The organism is Pseudoalteromonas sp. R3 (genome assembly GCF_004014715.1).
In the GTDB taxonomy this organism is placed as follows: domain Bacteria; phylum Pseudomonadota; class Gammaproteobacteria; order Enterobacterales; family Alteromonadaceae; genus Pseudoalteromonas.
Map to the genome: position 1 here is coordinate 3,334,130 of NZ_CP034835.1, position 24,851 is coordinate 3,358,980.

Annotated in this window: 26 protein-coding genes and 7 tRNA genes; 15 read left to right on the forward strand and 18 right to left on the reverse strand. The window is 45.0% G+C overall.

Features of this window, described 5'->3' with window-relative positions:
* Nucleotides 1-82: 82 nt before the first annotated feature.
* From ELR70_RS19695 to ELR70_RS19705, 3 genes are all read left to right on the forward strand, one after another.
* A complete protein-coding gene (locus ELR70_RS19695) occupies nucleotides 83-370 on the forward strand; it encodes a hypothetical protein (RefSeq protein WP_054015408.1) in 288 nt (95 codons plus the stop codon).
* Nucleotides 371-660: 290 nt separating this feature from the next.
* The gene (locus ELR70_RS19700) at nucleotides 661-1,071 is read left to right on the forward strand and encodes a hypothetical protein (protein WP_054015409.1); all 411 of its coding nucleotides are present in this window, start codon (nucleotides 661-663) and stop codon (nucleotides 1,069-1,071) included.
* 25 nt (nucleotides 1,072-1,096) lie between these two features.
* Nucleotides 1,097-1,777, forward strand: coding sequence for a DJ-1/PfpI family protein (locus ELR70_RS19705; protein WP_054015410.1), 681 nt, complete (start codon nucleotides 1,097-1,099; stop codon nucleotides 1,775-1,777).
* A gap of 4 nt (nucleotides 1,778-1,781) precedes the next feature.
* Here ELR70_RS19705 and ELR70_RS19710 read toward each other — a convergent pair whose 3' ends face one another.
* Nucleotides 1,782-2,330, reverse strand: a complete 549-nt coding sequence (locus ELR70_RS19710) for a hypothetical protein (protein WP_054015411.1) — start codon at nucleotides 2,328-2,330, stop codon at nucleotides 1,782-1,784.
* A complete protein-coding gene (locus ELR70_RS19715; RefSeq protein WP_160317378.1) occupies nucleotides 2,330-2,833 on the reverse strand; it encodes a sigma-70 family RNA polymerase sigma factor in 504 nt (167 codons plus the stop codon). Before ELR70_RS19715 ends, ELR70_RS19710 begins: the two co-directional genes overlap by 1 nt.
* A 440-nt stretch (nucleotides 2,834-3,273) precedes the next feature.
* On the opposite strand from ELR70_RS19715, the gene ELR70_RS19720 reads away from it, so the two are divergent.
* On the forward strand, nucleotides 3,274-3,495 hold the full coding sequence (locus ELR70_RS19720) for a hypothetical protein (protein ID WP_054015413.1): 222 nt from the start codon (nucleotides 3,274-3,276) through the stop codon (nucleotides 3,493-3,495).
* Between the two features lie 39 nt (nucleotides 3,496-3,534).
* On the opposite strand, the gene ELR70_RS19725 is transcribed toward ELR70_RS19720, so the two are convergent.
* Complete coding sequence (locus ELR70_RS19725) at nucleotides 3,535-4,152, reverse strand: LysE family translocator (RefSeq protein WP_054015414.1); 618 nt, start codon at nucleotides 4,150-4,152, stop codon at nucleotides 3,535-3,537.
* A 548-nt stretch (nucleotides 4,153-4,700) separates the two neighbouring features.
* Nucleotides 4,701-5,522 (reverse strand): alpha/beta hydrolase-fold protein, encoded by an 822-nt coding sequence (locus ELR70_RS19730; protein WP_082353193.1) that lies wholly within the window; start codon nucleotides 5,520-5,522, stop codon nucleotides 4,701-4,703.
* Nucleotides 5,523-5,811: 289 nt separating this feature from the next.
* Here ELR70_RS19730 and ELR70_RS19735 point away from each other — a divergent pair, with 289 nt between their 5' ends.
* From ELR70_RS19735 to ELR70_RS19750, 4 genes are all read left to right on the forward strand, one after another.
* The gene (locus ELR70_RS19735; RefSeq protein WP_054015416.1) at nucleotides 5,812-6,612 is read left to right on the forward strand and encodes an ion transporter; all 801 of its coding nucleotides are present in this window, start codon (nucleotides 5,812-5,814) and stop codon (nucleotides 6,610-6,612) included.
* Between the two features lie 388 nt (nucleotides 6,613-7,000).
* On the forward strand, nucleotides 7,001-7,741 hold the full coding sequence (locus ELR70_RS19740; RefSeq protein WP_128064686.1) for a hypothetical protein: 741 nt from the start codon (nucleotides 7,001-7,003) through the stop codon (nucleotides 7,739-7,741).
* Nucleotides 7,742-7,907: 166 nt separating this feature from the next.
* The gene (locus ELR70_RS19745) at nucleotides 7,908-8,216 is read left to right on the forward strand and encodes a hypothetical protein (RefSeq protein ID WP_054015418.1); all 309 of its coding nucleotides are present in this window, start codon (nucleotides 7,908-7,910) and stop codon (nucleotides 8,214-8,216) included.
* Between the two features lie 673 nt (nucleotides 8,217-8,889).
* On the forward strand, nucleotides 8,890-9,393 hold the full coding sequence (locus ELR70_RS19750) for an RNA methyltransferase (protein ID WP_054015420.1): 504 nt from the start codon (nucleotides 8,890-8,892) through the stop codon (nucleotides 9,391-9,393).
* A 274-nt stretch (nucleotides 9,394-9,667) separates the two neighbouring features.
* Here ELR70_RS19750 and ELR70_RS19755 read toward each other — a convergent pair whose 3' ends face one another.
* On the reverse strand, nucleotides 9,668-11,107 hold the full coding sequence (locus ELR70_RS19755; protein ID WP_235577090.1) for an FAD-binding oxidoreductase: 1,440 nt from the start codon (nucleotides 11,105-11,107) through the stop codon (nucleotides 9,668-9,670).
* A 351-nt stretch (nucleotides 11,108-11,458) separates the two neighbouring features.
* On the opposite strand from ELR70_RS19755, the gene ELR70_RS19760 reads away from it, so the two are divergent.
* The gene (locus tag ELR70_RS19760) at nucleotides 11,459-11,773 is read left to right on the forward strand and encodes a DUF6172 family protein (RefSeq protein ID WP_054015421.1); all 315 of its coding nucleotides are present in this window, start codon (nucleotides 11,459-11,461) and stop codon (nucleotides 11,771-11,773) included.
* A gap of 202 nt (nucleotides 11,774-11,975) precedes the next feature.
* On the opposite strand, the gene ELR70_RS19765 is transcribed toward ELR70_RS19760, so the two are convergent.
* Complete coding sequence (locus tag ELR70_RS19765; RefSeq protein ID WP_054015422.1) at nucleotides 11,976-13,553, reverse strand: serine hydrolase domain-containing protein; 1,578 nt, start codon at nucleotides 13,551-13,553, stop codon at nucleotides 11,976-11,978.
* Nucleotides 13,554-13,958: 405 nt separating this feature from the next.
* Between ELR70_RS19765 and ELR70_RS19770 the strand changes: the two genes are divergently transcribed.
* The 3 genes from ELR70_RS19770 (at nucleotide 13,959) to ELR70_RS19780 (ending at nucleotide 15,850) form a co-directional block, all read left to right on the forward strand.
* Nucleotides 13,959-14,294, forward strand: a complete 336-nt coding sequence (locus ELR70_RS19770) for a DUF3703 domain-containing protein (protein ID WP_054015423.1) — start codon at nucleotides 13,959-13,961, stop codon at nucleotides 14,292-14,294.
* A 384-nt stretch (nucleotides 14,295-14,678) separates the two neighbouring features.
* Nucleotides 14,679-15,233: a helix-turn-helix transcriptional regulator gene (locus tag ELR70_RS19775; RefSeq protein ID WP_054015424.1), complete on the forward strand. Its 555-nt coding sequence runs from the start codon at nucleotides 14,679-14,681 to the stop codon at nucleotides 15,231-15,233.
* Between the two features lie 302 nt (nucleotides 15,234-15,535).
* Complete coding sequence (locus tag ELR70_RS19780) at nucleotides 15,536-15,850, forward strand: hypothetical protein (protein WP_054015425.1); 315 nt, start codon at nucleotides 15,536-15,538, stop codon at nucleotides 15,848-15,850.
* Nucleotides 15,851-16,090: 240 nt separating this feature from the next.
* Here ELR70_RS19780 and ELR70_RS19785 read toward each other — a convergent pair whose 3' ends face one another.
* From ELR70_RS19785 to dnaQ, 11 genes are all read right to left on the reverse strand, one after another.
* The gene (locus ELR70_RS19785; RefSeq protein ID WP_128064687.1) at nucleotides 16,091-17,014 is read right to left on the reverse strand and encodes a hypothetical protein; all 924 of its coding nucleotides are present in this window, start codon (nucleotides 17,012-17,014) and stop codon (nucleotides 16,091-16,093) included.
* Nucleotides 17,011-17,697 carry a hypothetical protein gene (locus ELR70_RS19790; RefSeq protein ID WP_235577091.1) on the reverse strand — a complete coding sequence of 229 codons (687 nt, stop codon included), beginning with the start codon at nucleotides 17,695-17,697 and terminating at the stop codon, nucleotides 17,011-17,013. Before ELR70_RS19790 ends, ELR70_RS19785 begins: the two co-directional genes overlap by 4 nt.
* Before the next feature lie 285 nt (nucleotides 17,698-17,982).
* Nucleotides 17,983-18,059: transfer RNA gene (locus tag ELR70_RS19795), tRNA-Asp, on the reverse strand.
* 32 nt (nucleotides 18,060-18,091) lie between these two features.
* Nucleotides 18,092-18,168 (reverse strand) — tRNA-Asp (locus ELR70_RS19800).
* A gap of 38 nt (nucleotides 18,169-18,206) precedes the next feature.
* Nucleotides 18,207-18,283: transfer RNA gene (locus ELR70_RS19805), tRNA-Asp, on the reverse strand.
* Between the two features lie 87 nt (nucleotides 18,284-18,370).
* Nucleotides 18,371-18,447 (reverse strand) — tRNA-Asp (locus ELR70_RS19810).
* A 35-nt stretch (nucleotides 18,448-18,482) separates the two neighbouring features.
* Nucleotides 18,483-18,559 (reverse strand) — tRNA-Asp (locus tag ELR70_RS19815).
* A gap of 27 nt (nucleotides 18,560-18,586) precedes the next feature.
* Nucleotides 18,587-18,663 (reverse strand) — tRNA-Asp (locus ELR70_RS19820).
* A gap of 28 nt (nucleotides 18,664-18,691) precedes the next feature.
* Nucleotides 18,692-18,768, reverse strand: a tRNA-Asp gene (locus ELR70_RS19825).
* 107 nt (nucleotides 18,769-18,875) lie between these two features.
* Complete coding sequence (locus ELR70_RS19830) at nucleotides 18,876-20,222, reverse strand: TIGR03503 family protein (RefSeq protein WP_235577092.1); 1,347 nt, start codon at nucleotides 20,220-20,222, stop codon at nucleotides 18,876-18,878.
* 87 nt (nucleotides 20,223-20,309) lie between these two features.
* Entirely contained in the window at nucleotides 20,310-21,020 is a 711-nt protein-coding gene (dnaQ, locus tag ELR70_RS19835; RefSeq protein WP_054015428.1) for a DNA polymerase III subunit epsilon, read from the reverse strand.
* A 69-nt stretch (nucleotides 21,021-21,089) separates the two neighbouring features.
* Between dnaQ and rnhA the strand changes: the two genes are divergently transcribed.
* On the forward strand, nucleotides 21,090-21,557 hold the full coding sequence (rnhA, locus tag ELR70_RS19840; RefSeq protein WP_054015429.1) for a ribonuclease HI: 468 nt from the start codon (nucleotides 21,090-21,092) through the stop codon (nucleotides 21,555-21,557).
* A 4-nt stretch (nucleotides 21,558-21,561) separates the two neighbouring features.
* Here the strand turns inward: rnhA and ELR70_RS19845 are convergent, their stop codons facing one another.
* Nucleotides 21,562-22,314, reverse strand: coding sequence for a methyltransferase domain-containing protein (locus ELR70_RS19845; RefSeq protein WP_054015430.1), 753 nt, complete (start codon nucleotides 22,312-22,314; stop codon nucleotides 21,562-21,564).
* A 51-nt stretch (nucleotides 22,315-22,365) separates the two neighbouring features.
* On the opposite strand from ELR70_RS19845, the gene gloB reads away from it, so the two are divergent.
* Nucleotides 22,366-23,145, forward strand: a complete 780-nt coding sequence (gene gloB / locus ELR70_RS19850) for a hydroxyacylglutathione hydrolase (RefSeq protein WP_054015431.1) — start codon at nucleotides 22,366-22,368, stop codon at nucleotides 23,143-23,145.
* Nucleotides 23,146-23,248: 103 nt separating this feature from the next.
* The gene (locus tag ELR70_RS19855; protein WP_054015432.1) at nucleotides 23,249-24,811 is read left to right on the forward strand and encodes a LysM peptidoglycan-binding domain-containing protein; all 1,563 of its coding nucleotides are present in this window, start codon (nucleotides 23,249-23,251) and stop codon (nucleotides 24,809-24,811) included.
* Nucleotides 24,812-24,851 lie beyond the last annotated feature (40 nt).

Consider the following 24,851-nt stretch of genomic DNA (forward strand, 5'->3'; position numbering starts at 1 on the left):
GGATAAATAGGCACTGGTAACAAGTTACTAAAACGCGTACATTATTCTCAATTTGCTAACCATTTTGTTTCTGGAAATATTAATGAAGAGACGCTTTAGAAGCCAATTAGACTTTCTTTCTGTGATCACTATATCCGCCACTCTGGGGTTTGGTGCTGGCTTGCTCGGCGCGGTTTTAGTTTTTATCACGGCAATGCAATCAGGACAACCTGAACAGGCTATAGTGGGTTTAGTTGTTACTCCCATTACCTCAGCACTTGGCGGAGCTTTGTCTGGAACACTTGGGTTTCCATTTTACTATTGGTACTCAAATAAGATTAGAGGTCAAAAAATATCAGGTAAGTTCGCTGAAATACCTGATGGGGATTGACTTACACGGGCGTTAAGCCGTTGGCTTGAAAACGCTTTTGGAAGACACTCACCCTAAAATTGTGGTGCTGGTGGGGATTTCAATCACCCAAGTGCACCACTATTAATTTAGGGACAATTTTTTTCTGAACATACCGTGTACTATGGAGGAGTCATAAATGGTGTTGTTATCTAATTAGCTTTTAGCGAAGTAAATTAAAACAATGCCGCGCGCGTACACCACATGACTTTAAATCTAATTTCTGGGGATGCCTCAGAGTGAGGCGCTATGCGCCAGGGAAACAAAAAATTATGGAAAAAGCATTATTCATTGTAGGAGCATCAATTTTTGGCATTCTGGGGTTGATTCACCTGGTTTATACCTGCTTCTCTGATAAGTTTGATCCCCGCAATCTGGAAGTGAAAGAAGCCATGCTTAATACCCCTCCCAGAATCACCAAACAAACCAATATGTGGCAAGCCTGGGTCGGGTTTAACGCGAGTCATAGCCTTGGTGCGTTGTTATTTGCAGCCTTTTACATTCCTTTGTGTATCAGCCACTTTGATATTATCTCAGACACAATATGGTTTTCAGTTCTGCCATCGGTTGTAAGCATTAGTTACTTACTGTTGGCAGTAAAATATTGGTTTAAAGTACCGTTCACAGGTATTTTAATCGCTTCTGCTTGCTTTGTGACAGCGGCATGGCTAGTCAACACGTAACCAAGTAATGCAAAGGAGGAATACTATGTTTAAAGTCGGAATTGTTTTGTTTGATGATTTCACGGATGTGGACTTCTTTCTTATGTATGACTTGCTTGGCCGAGCAGCCGATAGCTGGACGGTGAGCATACTTGGTACCAAGCCTGAACATCACTCTCACCTTGGAATAGAAGTCAAAACGGACGGACACATTTCAGCAGTGGCGGATCAAGATGCCGTACTTATCACAAGTGGTAAGCGCGGTATTCCAGCGGCCATGAAGAATGCCGAGTTTATGTCGGCATTGAATCTTGATCCAAATAAGCAACTCATTGGTTCGATTTGTGCGGGTTCATTCATCCTTCATGAGCTCGGTTTACTAAAGGGCAAGCCTTTGACAACAAACCCAGATGCTAAGACTGCCCTGCAAAGTTTGGGAGGCAATGTTCAGGACACACCACTCGTAATAGAAGGTAATATAGCAACTGCCGGTGGCTGTCTTTCGTTGATATATTTAATTGGTTGGCTAGCCGAGCGCTTGTTTGACTCAAACAAGCGAAAAGCCATACAAAGTCAATTGATACCCGCTGGACAGCTAGCCTTGTTTGAAGCGCTGATAGCCACAACGATTCAATCGGCAGAGCTGGCGAATTCGCACAATAACCACACCAAGCTTGCAAATGAGTTTAGAACAGAGAACACGCAATTTAATTGCGAAAAACACTGAGTAATTACTCACTCAGTTTTTTCAATACCTGCTGTGCCCGGCGTTTTTTGGCCTTAAAAACAGGTAACAGGACAGCCACTACCAGCAAGCCTAGTAGGCCATTAGACAACAATATCGAGCTCAACGCGTACTGAACCAGAATCAAAAGCACAAGTACCAGCGCAAATAGCAAAGTGGCTTTTATGCTTAGATCCCAGCGCCAGGCCTCTTGCCTGAGCAGATGCTGATGCGCCTCCAGCGCCTGTGAGAGCTGCTGATTTTTTAATATGCGTAAGCTGGTTATGCGACTTCTATTCACCACTACATACATGCTTGCGCCCCAAACGCAGCCAAACCCGAGCCAAAGTTGTGTGACCAAAGGGGTTGGCTCAAACAAAGCCTGTACAAACCAAACACCCACTAACAACATGATGAAAGTTTCAATAGCGATACCAAAAAAGAGTCGAAGCTGCTGCTTTTTATGACGCTGAATGCATTTTTCCAATGCTGGTGGTGGGGACGCAGGCGTCGACTGCCAAAGCTGCGCCAAATCCGAAAAATCATGATTATCCATTAGTTTTTCTCCATTAGTTGCTCTGTGAGTTGCGCTTTGGCACGATGCAGTCGGATCCCGACGTTAGCTTCGCTGATCCCCAGCACATCACTGATCTCAGCCGTATCAATTCCTTCCAGTTTTAGCATCATCACCTGCCTGTGACTCAAAGGAAGCTGCTGAATAGCCCTTTCCAGCCGCTGTTGTTGTTGCTGTTGTTGCATGTTTACTTCTGGTGAATCAGTGCTATGAACCAGCTCCTCTGCCAACTCATCTTCGTTTTGCCTGCTGTACTTGCGAATATGATCAACCGCTACATTGTGGATCACCCGATACACATAAGTGTTTAACTTACATTGCCCGTCAAAGTTGCCCAGCGCCCGCCAAAGTGCAAAGGCCATATCCTGAGACAACTCCTCACACAACGCCGAGCGCTGCTCATAACCCTTCGCCGCACGTCTGATCTGCGGCCAAAACGTCTCAACAATGTGCGACCTGTCCTGCTCCTTGATGTGCTCAGTCACTGCATACTGCTCCACTCACTATAAACTTGCCTATACTAGTCGATATGACTTGGTGTTTATTACAATAAACTCATTATTAAGAACATCACCTTGACGAACATTAACCACATTTACCTGGCTAAACAGGGTAAAACTACTGCAAATGCACTCTGGCACATAGCCAGACACAAGGCAGTACACAGCATTTTTAGGCTTTTCATAGCGATTCCTGGTATTGATTCTGCTCTGTTAGTCGGCGCAAATTTACATTCATTACAAAACATTTGAATGCTTTCATTCACTATCATTTAATAACTAGAATAAGAATTAAAAGTGCTTAAGAATCAGAATGATAAATAAAACAATGCAGAATAGATAAAATTATTTGTAAAAACCACCAGCGTGCTGCGACTAACCTCCATGAAATACAAATTTTCTCACACAATAATCAGGAGATGCTCATGCTGACCACATTAAAAACCATGCAAATACCAGAAATAATAAATAGAAGCCAAACCCAGCTGCTTGCGATTGTGTGGTTAGTTGCCGTCCTTTGCCTCATCAACATGGCGCTGATCCTCGCATTTACCCCATTTATGATTTTTAAATTCAGTGCAACATTGCTGGCCGTTGGGGTCGCTGAACTGGCCATCTTCATGACCAAACGCTCAGTTAGATCTTAGCGCCTGGACGCCTATTTTAGTATTTGATTTTCAGGATAATTAAGACTGCCTGCTAAACAGTAAATTTATTCCAGATACCGCCAGAAATGCCGCGCATGCCCGATTGAAACGCTTCACCATGTGCGGCTTAGAAAACCATTGCCTCAGATATAGGCCAAACAGGGCATAGATAGAAATAGCACATAACTCTAATACCAGAAAAGTGCAACCCAGAGAGAATAGCTGCTCACGCACACTCCCTTTACTATCAACAAATTGAGGTAAAAAAGCAGTAAATATCAAAATCGCCTTTGGGTTGCCCGCTGCCAGCAGGAACTCCTGCCTTACCAACCCAAGGCGGCTCTTACTCAGGCCCACCTCTGCCAGTGGACTGGCTTCTGATCGCCAAAGTGCAATGGCAAGCCAGAGTAAATAAGCGGCACCAGCCACTTTAATGGTAAAGAACAGCGTTTCAGAGGCATACAAAACTACTGCCAGACCGGATGCCACCAGCGCTATCATAATTGCAAAAGCGGCTATCCGTCCACCACCTGCAATAACCGCTGTTCTGAACCCGTAACAACGCGCATTATTCATACTCAATAAATTATTAGGGCCTGGTGCCATATTGAGGGCAAAACAGGCAGGAATAAATAAAAGTAGCTGCCACAGTGTCATGTTGTCTCCTTGGTTGGATGTACAGATGGGGAAAACTCACCTCTGTTTTTGTGTCTCTGATATCTTCATTTTAACTGCCAGACGTACCCAATACAGCGCTATATTGAATGCCTGTTATCCAATTAGCGAAGGTGTTTCACGACTGTATTAACCAACTTGCATTGTCAGATGCAGCGATACTGGCCCGATTTAATATTGAGCCAATGTGTATGATTGACCTACGGAAGCCGTGTCTACCCAATCTAAAAAGTGCGCGACCTGTGCACAGCCCTCTGCTGGCGCCCATTGGGCGAAATCACTTTCAACCTTTTTTTAGTGCGATTGCCAAGCGTTGCACAGGTTCATCAAGAGCCTGATGTAAATTATAATGGCTGCGCTTTCTGGGACTTTCATCAGCCTTAATAACTAATTGCTCACAAAGCGTGTTATCTAGTCTTATACTCATATTAATTTATTTTAAATCATAAAGTTAAAATTTATTGACGACATATTTATATAGCCATTTGAGCGCGTAGGCTGAATGCAAACTTTGCCCCTACCAGTGGTTATTAGCGATACAAGCTAGTCAGCACTTCATCTACCGAATATGCAACCACCGGAATATGTTCTTGTTCATATTCAAGATATGTGAGATCCAGCTGTGAGAAGTTTGCGCGTTCAAGCCAGTAGTCGAATTTACGCACATATACGACATTGCCAATTCTGCCATTGGCACCAACCAAAATAGTGCGACTCTTTAGAGTCTGGCTTAGCGCCCGCCTGTCATCAACCATCTGTGAGGTCAACTCGGTATGCGCCCAGAAGCTGCCATCAAATGACACATGGCGGCGAAAAAATGGCTGATGAGGGTCATCCATTAGCAAAACCAGACCAACAAACAAACCGGTATTAGAATGCCCCATAATTGTCCGATCAGCTTGGTTGACTGGGTATTGGGTTTCTATATATGGCGCAAGTTCTTTACGAATAAAAGCAAAATAATCTTCTGCCAGGGGCCACTGTGAGTAGCTCTCTCTGTGCTGATAATCTTCATCTACGTAATTTTCTACACCGACCAGGATCACTTCCATCTTATTTTTATCCAGGCTATCGGCTATCGTTTCAAAACGCCACTCAGCATCCAACGTGTAAATCACAGGATATGTTTTGTTGGCGGTACGATTTTGCGGCAAATAGATTCTTAACGGATACGACACCCCTGTATTAGTCGAGGAAATCGCTTCAAGTTGCAGTCGCTCGCCGGGCATGAAAGGTTGAGCAGACGAGTCCAACGGTGTCGTACCAGAGTCAGAGCCTCCACCACAGGCAACCAGATTCATAACCAAAGTACAGAAGAAAATGCACGTAACGACCTTAAATAGTGAATTCATGTTATAAAAAAATCCTGTTGAGATTAACCTTGATATAAGCTGGCATATAATAACTGAGTTACCGATGGATTGTTATGTCTTGTATTTTGAAGAAACAGATAGTCAGGTATTCATGTCACACCAATCAATAAGCAAATGCATTGATTTCAGACTGAATTTCAATTGGGAAGAAATAGTCCCTAAGTCGATTTTATTTTCATTTTTATGCGTGCTCTGCAGCTGGAAGCCTTGAAAAAACCGCTTTTTCCCGACATCATAATTTACTTTTAAAATTACCTAAAAAAGAGCCATGACAACCTCTACTTCCTTTATGTCGAAACTGACGGCACTCGTTGAAGCCCAATGGTTTCAGAACTTTCTGATTGCGGTCATTTTATTTAATGCCATGACCTTAGGTCTGGAGACCACTCAGTTTGGTAAAGACAATGCCACCATCCTGCATAAAATCGATTTTGTCATTCTGATGATTTTTACCATAGAGCTTGTGTTAAAGCTGGTGGTATACCGCCTTAAGTTTTTCAAATCGGGCTGGAACTGGTTTGACTTAATAATTGTGGCCGTTTCCTGGGTTCCCTCCAGTGGTCCGCTATCGGTATTGCGTGCTTTTCGTATTCTTCGGGTTTTGCGGTTATTTTCAATTGTTCCGCAGATGCGCCGGGTTATTGGTGCACTAGGCCACTCGCTACCGGGTATGGCGTCGGTCATCGGCGTACTGGGTATCGTGTTCTATGTCTCTGCGGTACTAACGACGAAACTGTTTGGCCAGCACCCGGATCCAAATATGCAGGAATGGTTTGGCAGCATCGGCGCATCCGCTTATACCCTGTTCCAGGTCATGACTTTAGAGAGCTGGTCTATGGGCATAGTGCGCCCGACGATGGAGCTGTTTCCGCAATCCTGGTTGTTCTTCGTGCCCTTTATCATTATTACCAGCTTTGCAGTACTGAACCTGTTTATCGGTATCATAGTTGATGCAATGCAAGTGATGCATGACGAGGAAGGTAAACCAGAGCAAGTGTTGGCTACTCGCGAAGATATAGAGCGAGTTGAAGCCAAATTGGATGCGCTGTTAAAACGGCAAAAGGACTAACCATTTAGACAGTTTGCCGCTTTGGTTACACCCCCTTAGCGGCAAACCATTGCCACTTTTCACGCTCATCCAACTCTATCCGCTCCCCTAAGAATCTTATTACTGCGCGACAGCGGCTTCATAGTCACCTTTAATTTATGGTATGCAACTTGCGTTACTTGATACGGATAATACAAGTGCCGGAACACTTGTCGTTAACTCAAACTTTATCAAAGGAGCTGAACATGCAAGTTACATCCAACCCGTATCCGGTGAACAAGGCATATCAGAAACCCACTAAAGCGACACAAACACAGATTATGTACAACAATCATTCGAACAGTACTCGGAGCAGATAAATACGCCACAAAATGGCTTTGATGTACGCGGTAAAGTCAATCTGGTCTACTTGCTCAAGCCGCAAGACATTACCAGGCTTTCAGATGAACACAATTTTCTGGCCGATTTTAATATCACTCAAAGAAGCCCGGAAGAACTAGAACAGCAATATACCCAAAAGGGCCTGCAACGAGATGTGGGTACCATTATCTTTGTGGAAGGCAAAGCGGTCGCGTCACAAAACTATGACGGCGCCATATACGGTCAGGGTCCTATGGCCGATATTTTCAAACAGGCCGGTCAAGATCCAGAAAAAATAAAACAACTCGTTGCCCAACACTTCCCCGATGCCCGCGTCGAATTTTACGCCGAGGGCAAAGGACCAACCAATGCCGAAGTGTTTGAGCTACGCTATGGCGAAAACTATGAAGACTTTGTGCGTGAGCAGGTGCAAAGCCATCGTGACCAATACCTGACCGACCAAATTGCAGCCGAAGAACACTATCGCAGAAAGCTGATGTTTGAACAAACGCCACAAACCAGTGTGTTCAGCGTTGATGGCCAGGTTGTGGCAAGCAGAGATGAAAAAGGCTTTGTCGACGCAGGCCAACCCCTGCTAAACGTAGCGGATACAAAAGCCATAGAAAGAGAAGTACTTAAAGAGCTACTCAGGTACTCGCCTGAACGCTCACCTGAAGACTATCAAGCCCTATTGCACGAAGTATTTGGTGAAGGGGTTGAACTTACAAGCTATAGTACAGCGCAGGCCCCTACCAGAGCAGAAGTGTATAAACTGGCTGAAACAGGCTAAGGAACTCCGAACACTTCCGGTTATTAATCACACCAATATCGGACGTTTATTACACAGCGCTCATATAATTGTTATGCTTCCTCAGCTTACTTCCACTTCCTATCTCTATACGGTACTGGGTATAATTCGACGTAACTGTCTTATATTCATAATACTTGGAAACTCCATGAAAAAGCTCTCTAAAGTCCAGCAAAAACAGCAAGCGCTGGTGCTCAGCGTTGCCGATGCAATCGAAGAACAAGCTCGCGCGCAAATCCCCGGTATGGTTCAATGCTGGTTTGATGTGGAATATCACTTGTTTCCGGGTTCACTGCTGCTGTGCTTTCAGTTTGAAGAGCAAGCCGCACTGGACGCTGCTAAACCAGACTTATTAAAGTGGCAAAAACGCCTGAGCGCCGCAATGCTAAAAAAAGGGGTGATCCTCAAAGATATGCGTAAGCACTTAACCTTTACTTTAGACGGACCAGAAGACTGAATCAGAGAGCAATAAAAGACAAGCAGAACCAAAAAAGGCAAGTAAAACTTGCCTTTCAGTAATACAGTGTATTTAGCTTTATAACTAGCAAATAGTTGTTCTGCAGCAACCAGTCAGGCGTGTTGGATTATATGTTCTACACTGTGGATCATCTGTTATGCAATCTCTTGTGCATACAGTACTGTTATAACCACCAGCCACTGCCGGGGTTGCCTGAGTTGGCAATTTTTTATTGTCCGCACTCAGCATTTTGATGTTTTTTTTGCTTAAATTGAGCTTCATTTTTTTAATTTCCTTTTATAAAACCAGTTTCCAGAATACAGACAAAGCAATGTATTTTCAATCCCCAAATGCACCAATCATCAAACCGGCCTAAACTCAAAGAATGGTGTTCTGTTGGAGTCTGTTAATGCGACTTCCAACTTTTTTGAAAAGATGCAAGCGTCACTCAATAAGGCCATACAAACTGGTGTGATTGATAGGCTATTTGCTCAGTACCAACTAAATTTGAATGACTTAAATCACTGAGTGCACAAACTAAACGCTGACCACTCACACTGGCTGGCACAAAATCATCTACATGGTACAATCGCCTGCCAGATATTTTGGTAGCTACGCTGCCTGTGTTAAGCGTCCCCGGTAGCCTCGCTGCCGTATATTGAGAGTGAAAAGTATGAGTGAATCGTTTGCCGCGATTGGCCTGGTCAACCCTAAGTCGCCAACCAACGTGGGGGGCGTGTTAAGAGCTGCGGGTTGCTATAACGCACAAGCAGTTTATTTTAATGGTAATCGCTACGCGAAGGCTGCTAAGTACCATACTGACACCAAAAATATCGCTGATAATATTCCCATTCAACAGGTTGATGATCTCACGAGCTTAAAAGTACCAGGCCGCGCGCTTATCTGTATCGAGCTGGTCGAAGGCGCGACACCACTGCCGCAATTTGTTCACCCCGATAATGCAATTTACGTTTTTGGACCCGAAGATGGTAGCCTGCCACAAGAGATTGTGGATGCCGCTGATGCCGTGGTGTATGTGCCAACGACCGGCTGCATGAATCTCGCCGCGACGGTTAATGTACTGCTTTATGACCGTATGGCAAAACGCGCCACTGAATTTGATGCAGGCCAGATCCTATCCAGTCGGGACACCAATAATCGCCTGGTAGTGGGATAAATTTACCGGCTGACAGATGTGATGTAAGCGGTCTGCATGGATATTATAACTCTGACGAACTTGACACATGCGAGTACGCTTGGTGTCGCAATTATGGGCAGAAAATATAGCAGGCGCTTTCTATTTTGCTGCGAGAGTGGTGAATGTGAGTACTAAAGCCGCTCAGGCTGCGACTTTACTTGCTGTGGCAGGCCGGGCACGTTGTTGCTGTGTGCCCGCTCTTGAGGTTCCTTTATGCGCACCGCTAATCTTTGTGAAAGCCAGAGCTGAATAACTAATCAGTATAGTGCTGCTCCCACAGTTTATTGCTGAAGCGATTGTCTGGGTCTATTTTCTTTTTCAAAGCAAAAAATGCGTTTGCTTTTGGATAAGCAGCATGAAATTGCTCACTGGTTGCATGTAATTGATATGGCAAATAATAAGTGCCACCTTCAGAAACAACCGCGTCAATCATTTCTCGGCTCCACGCCCTTACTGCTTGCTTGTCTTGTTCCGACGTTCCCTGACAGTAATACACAACAAATGCAAATACTTCCTCGTTGGCCCATGCTAATAAAGAGCCGGTATCTGGCAGTGCATGACGAATGGAGACATTGAGCACATTTACTTTATGCTTTTTAAATATATCTGCCATTTTCTTGGAAAAATGATCAAATCGTTCAACAGGTACAAAATACTCACGTAGCACGTACGTAGACTCGGTTCTGCTTTTAGGTTCTAATTCTCTTACGCTATAGCTGGCTTCATAATTTCGCCACTGCACAGCCTCAGATGAATACAAAATAGGTTCAAACACATGCTGTCTCACCCATTTACCAAAGTTTGAATCTGCGACAAACTGAGTCGCTTTCGGTTGCCACCAGTACTCTGTATCTCTGGGAATGAGCCTATCTGTCACGGTAAGTGGCTTATCAGTTTTGACCCAGCTCACGCTATTTACGTGGGTGTAATCTGGTGGATAAATATCCGCGTTATGAAAAACGATATGTGAGTCATCTCTGACTGTGTTTTGAAAAAACGCTCTGTACTCGTCGATATGCATATAAGCCGTTTCCCGAGCGACTTTAGTGTTTGGCACAAGCTCCAACGTCGCCTCCACAATCACACCTAATCCACCATAACCACCTATCACTGAGTAAAAGAGCTCCGAATTTTGTGCAGGAGAAGCAGTCTCAACTCGCCCGTCAGCCAGCACTAATTTGAGTGACTTAACCGACCGTATAATGGGACCTTCTCCCATATAACGGCCATGTACATTCACACTCAGCGAGCCCCCCACAGTAAAATTTGAGTATGATTGCATGATTTTTATCGAGAGATCTTCAGGGTCAATAATGTCTTGAATATCACGCCAACGTATACCACTTTGAACCGTAATTTCTTTTTGTTCAGGACTAAATGAAACAACCTGGTTAAACTGTCTCATATCAAGGTGCAAATGGTCATCAAGCGCGACCTGACCACCCTGACTGTACCGCCCCCCACCAATGGATATTTTGCCTTTTGTCGTACTTATCGCTTTTTGAATATCCTCAATTGAGGTGGGCACAACGACTTCCGACACTTCAATTGGGTTAAGCTGAGTTATGTCGTTTATTATATTGACGCGCTCGGGAATACTTTTTTGTTCTGCAGAAAAGTCCAGCAGACAATAGGCTACGAATAATAAAATGGTGATAAAAAGCGTAGAGAATATGACTACACCGTATTTCAATATGTGCTTTCCTGAGACTTGCATGGGTTCCCTTTTATGATTATTTCGACAGGCAGGTTACCATTTTGACAAACAGCGTTCAAAAGCAAAATGCAGGCACCGATTATATAAACAATACAAAAGACACAAAAAAATCAACGCGTTAAACTCATCCTTTGTACTAAGATCCCTATAAGTATCAGGATCTGAGAATTACATACATCTACTCACTCGCCAGCTCGCAGAATATAACGTAAAATAGCGTATTACATTTGTGTATTTATCCGGATATAAGCTTTTTGCTTGATAAGTACACACTCCCTACTCAGGCATGCTTTTTGCCGATTGAGTAATTCCTGCTTGAAGGCAATTATGAAGAAAACATTTGAACTAACTCACCCAAAAATCAAACTTGCACGACGCGTTGACGCCGTAAAGCATGAGCTTAAAAAATATCTCAAGCGCGAGCGCAACAAAACGTTGCCAGCTGGCGCGGATTATTGGGACTTTGACTGTCAATTTGGCAACACAGAAGCCGAGGCTGAGCCTGTACACGTATCACAACTGAACAAGTTGATTGACAAGACACAAGAAGAAAACCTCACTTCTTTCTATGTGGAAATTCTGGCAAAACCAGCCGTCAGACAGGCGCATAATTCGTCTGACGATGAGTCAGAGGATTACTAAGCTAAATCTCTGGTTTATCTGTCCTGATTTAGCTAATGCCTTGCAGAACCAGGTTCAGCAAGGCATTTCAGCATTAAGCCTTTGCACAATCAAAGACAACGATTGTGATTGTGCTATATACCCGGCCTTTCACTGGCATCGACAAGGCGTCGCATATAAAAGCCGGATCCAGCCCAAAAGCACTGAGAAGCACGCAAATTGCTTAGTACCATTCAAAGAGTTGTTTTTGCTCAGCACCAATCAAAACGTCTTTACAATGCTTTGAGCGATACGCCTTGTTATAAAAAATAACGTTACGGATCTCCTGAGCTATACAATCTGTCTCATAGCCTGCTTTATTATAATTACTAAATACCATCACGGCTTGATTGCGTTCCAGCAATCTTGAAAAACTCGTCACCCAGGAATAAGGGTAATTACCTGAGTAGCTTACAAACTTCTCATATTTTTTCTTATTCATAATGTTAGATGAGCTAGGTTTGTCTGGGCAGTGAATTTTCTTTCTGTGATGTTTAGGAACGTAATTGACGAACCAGCCATAGCCAAAATACTCGCACTGGAATGCACGATCATTTTTTTTGCCCCGAGGTTTTTTGCCACGCTGAACCTTATTGTGAGTTTTTTCTGCCTGACACTCCTTGTCATCCTGAGCTTCATTGCCCGCCTTTTGGTAAGGCGTAAACGCCCTTTTTTTCTGTTCATCATTAAGAATCGAATCGCCATACAAGCCCTTATCCCAAAGATGCATATCCTTGACAGTGGAATACATGTTGCCCGCAGAATACAGCACCATTGGGTTGCTATAAGGGCTTTCTAAGATATCTGCGCAATCAGGCAAACCCGTGATAGCTTGGCAATCAGACACGCCCGTTTCCGGTAAACGACCTGTAGTGTCAGACAAGAGCAGATTATCTTTATCAACATAGCCAGTCGTCATGTTTTCATAGACACCAATCGCATTAAATGTGCCGCTGTCATGCATTTTTAACTCACTTAGTATGTCCTGTTTCAAGATGTTGCCAAAGTAAAACTCGGAGGGAATGTCACCTTGCTTTCCCGCGTTGAGCTGCTCAATAATATTACCAATGAGATAATAATTGCAGTTGCTATATTCAAACTTCGAGCCTGGTGTAAAGCTGGGGGCACCCCCTTGTTTTTGGCAGGTACAAAAACGATAGCTGAACGCCTCAGGTCCATTCAAATTTAGGCCAGGTTCATCTAGGAATGGCCGCCACCCCCAGTTCAAATAGACTTCAGGGTTATTGCTATAGTTATCTATGCCTGACGACATAGTCAACAAATTGTGAAGCGTTATATCCTTGCATTCATTGTTGGGAAACCAAGATAAATAATCACCGATGGTCTTTGTTTCAATCTCTTCCTGTCGAAGCGCTTTTTGCAAAAGCGCCGCTGCAAACTCTTTGGTATTTGAGCCAATCCGGTATTTGGAGTCTGACGTATTTAAGCCAACTTGATACTCTGGATCTAAGGTGTCTGGATCAAATTTATGCTGCTTCGCAATCCTCATAAAATGCGTATAGCTTGAAAGATTTCTTGGCCCACAATTCGCCTCGTACACAACATCATCACCCGAGGTAACATAGACAGTGCCAAAAAACGACGTATCACAGTAATCTGCCAGTATTTGCTTAAACAAACCCACTTTTTTTGGCCCAATTGTGTGGTCCTGAGCAACGCTTTCTTTAAAACACGCACTCAGAAACACACATGAGCAACACAACAGTATGACTCTTAATCGAGGTTGATAACGCTGGTACATTTTATTTCCTTAAAGATGTTTAGATAATTTGCCAACCTCTCAACTACTAACAAAATGAATGATAATCACAGCTCACGACGCTGCCTGTAAGCGCCTTCACACTTATTTTATAAGGATATTATTGGTTGCATAGAGGGGCAATTACAGCTGGATTACAGGCAGTCTGCTCAGGTTGAGATATTCAATGTTGCTGTATCAACTGCACGCACACCGTCACTAACAACATCACAAGAACTCATTGAGAGCGACCAAAATCTGAAAGAAAAAACTGACCCATCCAACGCTAAAAAAACTACATCACGGTAGCCAGTTTATTCAATTCATTCTAATCCTCAGCGCTTAAAATTATGAGCAATACATTTATGCTGGTAACGGCCTAACCATGTAATCAAACAGGAGCTTTCCATGAAATCAGAACTTAAGCTGGCGTTTCAATACGAAATGGCTGCCGCTAAAAAGCTTTATCAACAAGCCAACTACAGCAAGAGCTTTTATCACCTCGAAAGAGCACACATACTGGGACAATCTTTTACGATCCCTCACACGCAGTCGCACTGGTGGATGCTCAAATTAGGCTACAAAAGAAGTAGCATCAGGGAAGTATTAGGGCAAATTGCCCGGATCTTAGCCTCCATTATCTTCTCCCGAGTTTGGGTGCCAAAAGGTAATACGGGCGGTACCAATGTAAGCCCCGTTAAGCCAATGCCCATACCAGAAGACCTGGCAAAGTACTTGAAATAGAGAGATTGAGATGACCAACAGATACGATTCGTAATGAAAATTTGATAAGAAAACTCATTCAGTCTGTTGGAAATATGGCAAGATAGAGCAAGTATGTTGCCTCATATTTGCCGTTTGGGGCAAAACAAATTGTCAGGTGCTTTAAGCCGTGCGCCTAGAGATAAAAGCGGTTAAGACAACCTCAGGACCATTTCAGTGATAACCCCCAATATATGGATACACACAGGCCTTGTGCTCATTTACGGCTCACAATTAGATGCCGACCATCATGAACATGTTGCGATTCAGGTGATTTGGCCATCCAGGGATTCTGTCTGTGAATTAAATGGAGAGTCTGTCCAAAGTTTAACAGTGATCGCTTCCAGACAAAGGCATTGCCTTAAGATGTCCAAAGGTTGGGTATTATTGGTCGAACCAACTAGCCAGCTGGGAGAGCAGCTGGAAGCAAAATTACAGGGTCAGCCCATTGTTTCTTTTGAGCTTAGTGCTGACGATAAAGCGCACGGCCCCGTTGACAAAAAAAGCGCATTTAAACGCCTTACCCCCCTGTTCGAATCGATGTCTATTGCGCAAGCATTGTTGAATTTGAATCAAAGCTCTGTCACTGATGAGCGTATTCAGGGCTTACTCAAAGATCTGGATGCGTGTTTTATTGCTGATTGTATTAAACCAGCGCACTGGCGTGCAGCCGACGTGGCCCAAACACTCAATCTGTCAAAAAGTCGATTTCTTCACCTGTTTAAAGAGCAGGTTGGCATAGCGTGGCGCCCTTTTTTGTTATGGCGAAGGTTGCTCTGTGCACTACAAACACTCATTATTGGAAGGTCAGCAACGGAAGCGGCATATCTTGCAGGATTCGCAGATAGCGCCCACCTTAGCCGTACTTTTCGCAGCACATTTGGTATGAATATCATGCAAGCAAAAAATTTACTTAAGTGACCTCTGAAAATCTGTTGAATATTTCGGCTGTAACGCCTGTTTGAACATTTTCTCGCCCCAGCCAAACCTTACAAGTCCGTCATAACAGGGGCCAAAAGCGCTGAGGGCCCTTCATATCAAACCCAAGCAATGTTAAGTACGCCCCTTCAGTTGCCGGTAAAAAATTGACACTCTTGTTGATGGCCTCCCTGGCAAATGAGAACCCCTAAAAATCAAAAGCTTAACTAAAGACATAACGACTCATAAATTTGGTTCGAAAAATGCATCAGAGAATTAACTGCAAATTTAAGAACGTCATCACTATGAATAAAAGCACTAGTACAGTTTACGTATTGAGCGGGTACGCCAAATGCTCAACCACTCACCAGGGCAAATACAAACTTGGCAATAAGCACTCTATCGGTCTGCTAACAACGGATGAAAATTATCAAGATAACATCAGCCAGCTTAAGCGCTTCATTAAAGATTTAGGCTGGGAATCTATCATGTTTTGCATGGTTGAAGAGGTCGATGATATTAACACTTTGTCTAACGATGTTTTAATATCTAGCTTTCTTCGCGCTCAGAAAAATGGTCAATCATTAGTAGTCAATGATCACCCTATTAGTGTGCATTAAAGCGAGAAATATCAGGGTAGTTCGGGGAGGTACCCTGTGTTTAAGTAGGCATCAGCACTCTGCTCGCAATATTTGAATGAATATAGGCATGTAAAATTTATCTGGAATAACTTCATCGGGCTAGAAAACTCAACTGTAACGAGATTTCTGTTGATGTAATAAAAGGCTGGGGCACCGCTTGAATACTTAGGAGCCGTATTCAACACCAAGATCCGCCCCTATCGCTGTTTACCCTGCGAGTCATGAGCGCTCTGTAGTCCCCTCAGAATGAACATTGTGACACGCCTGCAGGCTATTAGTCTCATTCGCAACAACACTTGAAGGATAGTGTATAATCCACTTTCTTAAGTTCTTCAAAATAGTGTAATCACAACTACGTGCTATGACATTACCACGAATAAACCGAGTTCTGTTTCCCGATTTTATTTTAATTGTTTGTTGAACAGACATATTTGCATGGGCACCAACAAGATCATCATGCAGACTCTTAATTGCACGATTTAACATGGCAGACAACTTTGATTTTAGTTGCTGTTGGTTGGCTCCCTGACGAATTTGTCGGATCACCTCATCGCTAAACGGTTCAGCGTGAACTTCGATGATGTTCTGATACCGCTTGGCGCCTTTTTTGGTATTACCTGGGGCATCAATCCACGACACCAGCTTAAGTGAAACGTGCGACAAGTCGCCACTGACAAAGAATATAGGTTTAACATTCACTGAATTCAAATCACCAACGTCACTGCTGACAACTTTCTCCAAATAATCAGTGCTAAGTAAATTGCCAATACTGACTTCGCCTATTGTGTCCTTGAAGGGCTGTATTTCTTTATTGGCGGCAGTTTGCTGCTGTGAAAGTTTATTTTCTTGCAATGAACTGTTAATTGCTGCATGCGCAAAAACCTGTGCTAAAGCAGAGGCGGGAGTCCCCGCTGCGTATAGCATCGACCCTTGCTCAATAGAACGGTTATTTGAATAACGTCCTCGAATGTCCGCGCTCATTTCAGGGTTTAGCAGCAATCTCACATCATGCTTAGCTATATAATTGCTTTTGTTGAGTTCTACCGCCGCTACATAGTCGTCTCGCTTTGCTGACTTACAGCCACTAAGGGCTGTAAGTCCTAGCGCTAAAACGATACAAAGTTTCGCACTATTTTTCATCATAAGAAGATATTACCAAGGCTTAATTTTACCTTTTCAACAGCTTGATAGTATGCGTTTGTCACACCAGGAAACTGCTGCTTAGGTTCGTCCCATTCGCCTTCAACGAGGACCTTTCGATTAAATCGCTGAAACTGAAGATATTGGTTCGTTTCAAGGTCAACAGAGTAGATAACACCCGAAACATAGCCCTGAGGATCTGTCACAGGCACATAAGCGGAGTACATTCTGTGTGCACCATGTGCATGGATATTAAGCATCACTAGAACGTCAATATTGAGTTCACTTTTAAGTGAGCGGTAGTCTTTTTTCGCAAAACCAAGCTCACCTTTGAACTTTTTCAGTTTGCTCAGTTTATCCTTGGAAAGGTTAACAAACTCAACATGTTGCGTCTTTGACTTATAACCATCATAAACAACCTGCTTTGCAGACTCGATATCAGTTGTCGGCAGGCTTTCTAGGTGGCTGCTCAAAGAAGAATTCGCAGCTACTGCAACGCCGTAACAAAGCAAGCAGTCTGCACCTTGGATACTGGTCGTAGCCGGCGCAATCTCGTTGATATATATACCAACGCGAATATTTTCATTAAGAAGCTCAGGTTTAAGTCTAACTGCAGGTTGAGGAGTAGATTTACACCCTGCTAAAAATACTGTCAGGAGTACAATTAAAATGGAAAGCTGTTTCATTAATTTCAAACCCATAATTTAGAGAAGCGGCAATATACGAGTTTGAAGACTAAGATTCAACCGAAATTGTAAAAATATGTATAATTTCATATACACATTCTTACATTACAATGAACTAAGAAGCTCAAATTATTCAGGCATTTAGCAAAAGTTCGCAATTAGAATTATGAGATTCAGATATTTAGACTAAATGAAGATGTGTTAAATGAGAGATTATAAAAAGCTTTAAGAAAGAACATTGATAGCGTTTTTTATATGTGAGGAAGAATTAATCTTTACATTAAATGGCGGAGTGGACGGGACTCGAACCCGCGACCCCCGGCGTGACAGGCCGGTATTCTAACCAACTGAACTACCACTCCGCAGTGGTATGACTTTTTATGCTTATATCAAATGGCGGAGTGGACGGGACTCGAACCCGCGACCCCCGGCGTGACAGGCCGGTATTCTAACCAACTGAACTACCACTCCGCAGAGATATAATGCAATTTTTTTACTCGTTAAAATGTTGGCGGAGTGGACGGGACTCGAACCCGCGACCCCCGGCGTGACAGGCCGGTATTCTAACCAACTGAACTACCACTCCACGAGTAAATAACGATGTTAGTGACGTCGTTTTGTCATAAACTCAGATTACATTAAATCTGAAAATCCAAACTAAACCCTGGCTAGATGGCGGAGTGGACGGGACTCGAACCCGCGACCCCCGGCGTGACAGGCCGGTATTCTAACCAACTGAACTACCACTCCACGGTGGTTTAGCTCGGTGCACTTCTTAAAGATGTTGGCGGAGTGGACGGGACTCGAACCCGCGACCCCCGGCGTGACAGGCCGGTATTCTAACCAACTGAACTACCACTCCAAAGAAGTACTACACAGAATAAGCGATTGGCGGAGTGGACGGGACTCGAACCCGCGACCCCCGGCGTGACAGGCCGGTATTCTAACCAACTGAACTACCACTCCAGCGTGCGCTTATAAGAGAAAAAGTAAGTGGCGGAGTGGACGGGACTCGAACCCGCGACCCCCGGCGTGACAGGCCGGTATTCTAACCAACTGAACTACCACTCCGCAGCATCTTGTTCTCTCGCTGTTCAGGTGTGCTCCCTGACAGCGGCGTGAATAATACGAATGCCCCCCTTAAGAGTCAACACCTTTTTTGAAAAAATCGGGGATTTTTAGTCATCCGACATCGAAAGGTTCAAAATATCAGCTGATTTATCATTTTTTGAACTCTGTTTGCCCGAGTTTTCTTTATCTTGCTCTAACTCTTCTAAATCTAACTGCTTTTTCTTTCCCAAAAACGGCAGGCTTATTTTGAGTTTGATGGGCTTTTTCTGTACAAAAATGCGCACTGCCAGCCAGCCCAGAAGTAAAATCAACACATTTCCCACGACGACAATGGCAACGATTACGCCAGTATTCAGTCCGGGCTCAGGCTCAGGTGGGGTAACAACGCGCTGCGTTGGCCGCTCAGACTCAGGCAATTCAGGGACTTTTTCTATCGGACGTTCTATCTCAAAGTTGTAATCCGGCAGGCGAGCCATAAATTCACGGCCATTGATGTTTTCGCCAAAGGCAGACAATTCCACACTATATCGACCCCAATCATAATTCTTGATGGCCAGCTGTCGATATAGGCGTTCTTCCCCATTGAGAGTAAACATTTGCTCTTCCCCATTGGGGTATAAGATCTTGCCCTGAAAAATGACGGTCTCGGGCTTAACCACCTCAGAGGCGAGCCGAACTGTCAGTTGATGTTCAAACTCTTCAGGCCCGGCCAGCATTAAATCAAAGGAAAATGGCGGTTCTGCAATTATGATAGGATCTTTAACGACGCGACGTTTAAGAATGGGGGTCTCTATAAAAAACTCAGGTTGCCACTCACCAGCTGGAAAGTTCAATCGAAATTCGCCGGTAAAAATGCCATCGAGCGGACGCTCATCGAATTCACGGCCATCATCTTTAAACTCGGCCACACTTTGAGTGCCCGCGCCAAAGTTAGCGTACTGATCGTTATTGGTACTGACAAACTCCACATAGAGGGTAACCACATCGCGGAAATAACCAATGTCGACAGGCTGACCATCATTGGTGACTTGCCCCTGGATTTTAAGCATTTCTCCACGAAAGATCAGTGGCGGTAAGGGTTCGACTTGCAATTCAATGTCACCTAGCACCATCACTCGACTATCCTGACGGATCTGACCTAACACCTGCCAGGGTCCCGGCATGGGATCTGTGACTATCACCAGGTCATAGCTGATCTCGTCATACCATTCGAGCTTTTCGTCTCCAATGGCATGTGTGGCGTAATATTTACTGCCGTCGGGTTTAACCAACACCACAGCCGGCGTGCCGGGCGCACGAAAGAACAGCAAGGTGATTTTCTTTACATTGTGATCAATGCGAAAGCGGTTATCCAGCAGCGGGATTTCATTGATTGTACCGTCTCGCTCAAGCAATGTTATCTGCGGTGTGTCGGCCATCGTCATCGCGCTGAATAACGCGCTATATAATAACATCAATCCTGCTAAGCCGATCCGCATGCTAATTTACCCCATAATAAGTTAATCGTTCTCTTTGACTATCGATGTCATTCCTGGCAGCAACTATTGCTGCCACAAACTCTGGCCACAGGCTTTATTGACCAGTTCCATACGCGCTTCATGGGCGTCTAGTTCCTCTGCTGTCGCCAGCACCACTGTTAATGGGGCCCTGTCGGTACTCAAGCGACGAATTCCGCCCCCGCTACCTTGCTGTGTCTGTTCGTTGTGCTGAGCCAGATTCAGTTTCTTCTGTCCTCCAGTCATAGCCAGATAGACATCCGACAAAATCTCGGAATCCAGCAATGCGCCGTGCAGTGTTCGTTTTGAGTTATCTATATCATAACGACGACACAAAGCATCAAGGCTATTCTTCTGACCTGGATGCAAATCCCGCGCCATCACCAGAGTATCGAGTACTTCGCACACTTCGTGGGTTTTTGCAAAGCCCTGATTGAGCATCGCAAACTCATGGTCCATAAAGCCGACGTCGAACGGGGCATTGTGGATCACCAGCTCAGCGCCCTGAATATAGTCGTAAAACTCCTGAGCAACCTGGTGGAAAAATGGTTTGTCTCGCAAGAACTCATTGGTGATACCGTGAACATCTATGGCTTCTTCTTCAATACCACGTTGTGGGTTGATATAAACGTGGAAATTATTGCCGGTCAGACGACGATTCACTAACTCCACACAGCCGATCTCAATGATCCTGTGACCTTCTTTGGGGTCAATGCCCGTGGTTTCTGTATCCAGTACTATTTGTCTTTTATGCATATCGTCGATTGCCTAACTTTGCTATGGTTAGCGTCTATTGGAGTATTTTACATAAAAACAGGCGAATTCGTGCAAAAATCCGTAGAGATCTATACCGACGGTTCCTGCTTGGGTAATCCCGGGCCTGGTGGCTATGGCGTGTACCTCAGTTACCAGGGCCATGAAAAAACCCTTAACGCTGGGTACCGGCTCACCACAAATAACCGTATGGAGATGCTGGCAGCCATTGTTGCACTTGAAACGCTAAAGCGTCCCTGCCAGATAATTTTGTATACAGATAGCCAGTATGTGAAACAAGGCATTGAATCCTGGCTGGCAAACTGGAAAAAACGCAATTGGAAAACAGCCGCAAAGAAACCCGTTAAAAATGTCGACTTATGGCAACGACTGGATGCCGCCGTGCAGCGCCATACCATTGAGTGGCGCTGGGTAAAGGGCCATGCCGGCAATAAATATAACGAACTGGTAGATGATCTGGCCCGCGACGCCGCCGGCGGGAGTGACCTTTTGGAAGATACCGGCTACCAGAGCGAGTAGTCGTCTACCCTTGTTCCTGATTGCGGCTGTGTTTCAGCCGCGCACCTTTCACTGCTGGCGTCCATTTGGGCCGGGCATGCCATTTAGGTTTAATCGGCGTTAAGGGAGCAACCCGCTTGCGGGCCACCAGCAAATAGACACTGCCCATCGGCTTCATATAATGTCGGCAAAAGCGGCGCCAGGGCGCAAAACGCGATAAACGTGAGCCCCTTGCCAACGAGGCATGGACAAAGCGCTCATCAGCAAGGATTTCAAACCCCAGCAGATCCAGCCAGTCTTTAACCCGGGACGGGGTAAAAAAGCGCCCGGACCAGGGCAGTTTTTCTTTGCTAAAGGGCAACAAGTGCGCCAAGCCACACAAGCTAAATGGATTAAAGCCACTGATCACGATATATCCGCCCGGGATCAGCGTTCGATGCGCCTCTCGCAAAATATGATGCGGATCGGAATGATATTCCAGACACTGACTCAGAATACACGAATCGACACTGTGTTCATAAAAAGGCAGCTCATCAATCTCAGCAAAAACTCCCACGTGCTCTCCTTCAGGCGCAACACAGATTTGATGACTGATCGGACTTTGTGATGTATCCAGCTGACCACTCAGGCAACCTAGCTTGAGCATATGATAGCCAAACATGCGAGGTAACCAGTGCGCCATCCGCCGCTCGATCCCCGCACGTACATAATCCCCATGCGGAAAATCCTGCCACTGGTAGGGTTTAGGCCCCTGCTGAAAACTTAGAGCTGGTTTCATTATTCGCACTCGCTATACTAGTTACACCTTCACTTTATAGAGCAATGAGTTATGGCGCAAGTAGCGGTGCAGATCCACCCCATCAAGGCCTTTAACGATAATTATATCTGGGCAATATGTCCGTCTGATAGCAATCTCATGTGGGTTGTTGACCCAGGGCAAAGCGAACCCGTCATTGAGTTTGCAACGACACAACAAAAACAGCTGGCAGGTATATTAGTGACACACCATCACTGGGATCACACAGATGGGATTGCTCCGTTGCGCGCGCACTATGGCGAGCTGCCGGTATATGGTCCACAAAATACACCTTTTAAAGGCATCACACATCCTTTGAATGACGGTGATAGGGTTGCCATCGCCGGGCTGGACTTTACTATCGTTCACACCCCCGGACACACTCTGGACCATATCTGCTACCTGACACCAGAGCTGGCGTTTACTGGCGATACTCTGTTCAGCGCAGGCTGCGGACGATTATTTGAGGGCAGCGCGCAGCAAATGTGGCACTCTTTGCAAACCCTGGCACAACTTCCACCACAGTGTAAGATTTACTGCACTCATGAATACACTCAGGCCAATCTGGCGTTTGCCGCAGCAGTCGAACCAGAGAATGAAGACATTACTCAGTGGCAACAATGGGGTGAGCAACAGCGCGCACAAGCGCAACCAACATTGCCTACTACAATCGCGCGTGAGTTAAGCATCAACCCCTTTATTCGGGCCAATCTGCCTCACATGCTAAATACTTTGCCCACTGACATGCTGACAGAGTGCAGTGAAGCCTGGCAAAGGTTTGCCGCGCTCAGAAAGTGGAAGGATAATTTTTAGGCACTGCTTTAATTTTTTCAACTAAACAGTTAACATTGACGGGTTTTAGCTGTGGATTTTTCTGCGGCGCCGTACCCTGACAATGGATCAATGACCGAGTTTTATGAAAAAGCCTCTCTTGCTGCTGGTAGTATCAGCACTGCTGAGCGGTTGTCAAACTACGTTCGACAGCCCGACAATTGAACAAGCCGAACAACTGGATCATGCCAGTCCGGCCGAGATCAGCGACACTCTGATGAGTGCCATTCAGGAACCCGTGGAAGCCGATGAGCCACCACCGGTGTTCGACGACGTCTGGGAGCGGATCCGCTATCAGTTGTCTATTGATGTGCCACAAAATCGCCCCGTGGTCGCAGAGCGTAATTATTATCAGCGTCACCAGGCTTATCTGGATCGTATTTCAAAACGTGCCGAACCTTACCTTTACTATATTGTTGAGGAAGTGGAAAAACGCGAAATGCCGATTGAAATCGCGCTGCTGCCAATCGTAGAAAGTGCCTTCGACCCGTTTGGGTATTCTCATCGCAGTGCATCCGGAATTTGGCAGTTTATGCCACAAACCGGCGAACGGTTCGACCTTAAACAAAACTGGTGGTATGACGGTCGTCGTGACATTGTTCAATCTACCCGTGCTGCACTGGACTATCTGACCTACTTGCACAAAACTCTGGAAGGCGACTGGCTCAATGCCATTGCCGCCTACAACTCTGGAGAGGGCCGCTTACTAAAAGCCATTCGCAAGAATCGCAAGAAGCACCTGCCGACCGATTTCTGGTCTTTGGACTTACCACGTGAAACCACAGCCTATGTACCTAAGTTACTTGCTCTTTCTGACTTGTTAAAACGCCAGGACGAGTTCAATGTTAAATGGAACAAGATCATTAACGCACAGGTTGTTGATACCGTCGAAGTGGGTTCGCAAATTGATTTGGCGCTCGCTGCCGAAATGGCCGATATGTCACTCACTGAACTGTATCGTTTGAACCCGGGGTTTAACCGCTGGGCAACCGATCCGAACGGGCCACATACCTTGTTGCTGCCGGCAGATAAAATCGAAGCTTTCCAGACTCGTCTGGCCAATACCCCAATCAAAGATCGCTTGCGCTGGCAATATTATACGGTCGCCCGAGGTGATAGCCTGTCAGTCATAGCCAAGAAGTTTTCTACCAGTACCAGTGCCATTCGTTCCCTGAACAAGCTGGATTCACATATGATCCGGGTTGGTCAGAAACTGCTGGTTCCGCTGAGCGACGGCGAGTTACAAAGTGAGCATTTACCAGATGCTGTACGCAGCGCTGCAAATAAGGCAACGCGTAATAAGAAAACCCACACGGTCACCAGTGGCGATACCTTATGGGATATCAGCCGCGAGTATGACGTTACTGTGGCGCAGCTTGCTAAGTGGAATAAACTAAAGGCCAATGCAGTCCTCAAGCTTGGGCAAAAGCTTACCATTTATCAGGCACAAACAGCCACTCAGCCTGTCGCGAACACCACTGAGCGAACCATTACCTATAAGGTTCGTAAAGGAGATTCTCTGGCACGGATCGCGGCTAAGTTTAACCTGACTGTCAGCGAAATCGTGAAGTGGAATAAGCTTGCGGGTCAGAAATACCTCTACCCAGGTCAAAAGCTGAAACTGACCGTTGATGTTAAAAGCTCATAGCATTTAAAGCCGCTGACAACAGCGGCTTTTTTGTCGACTT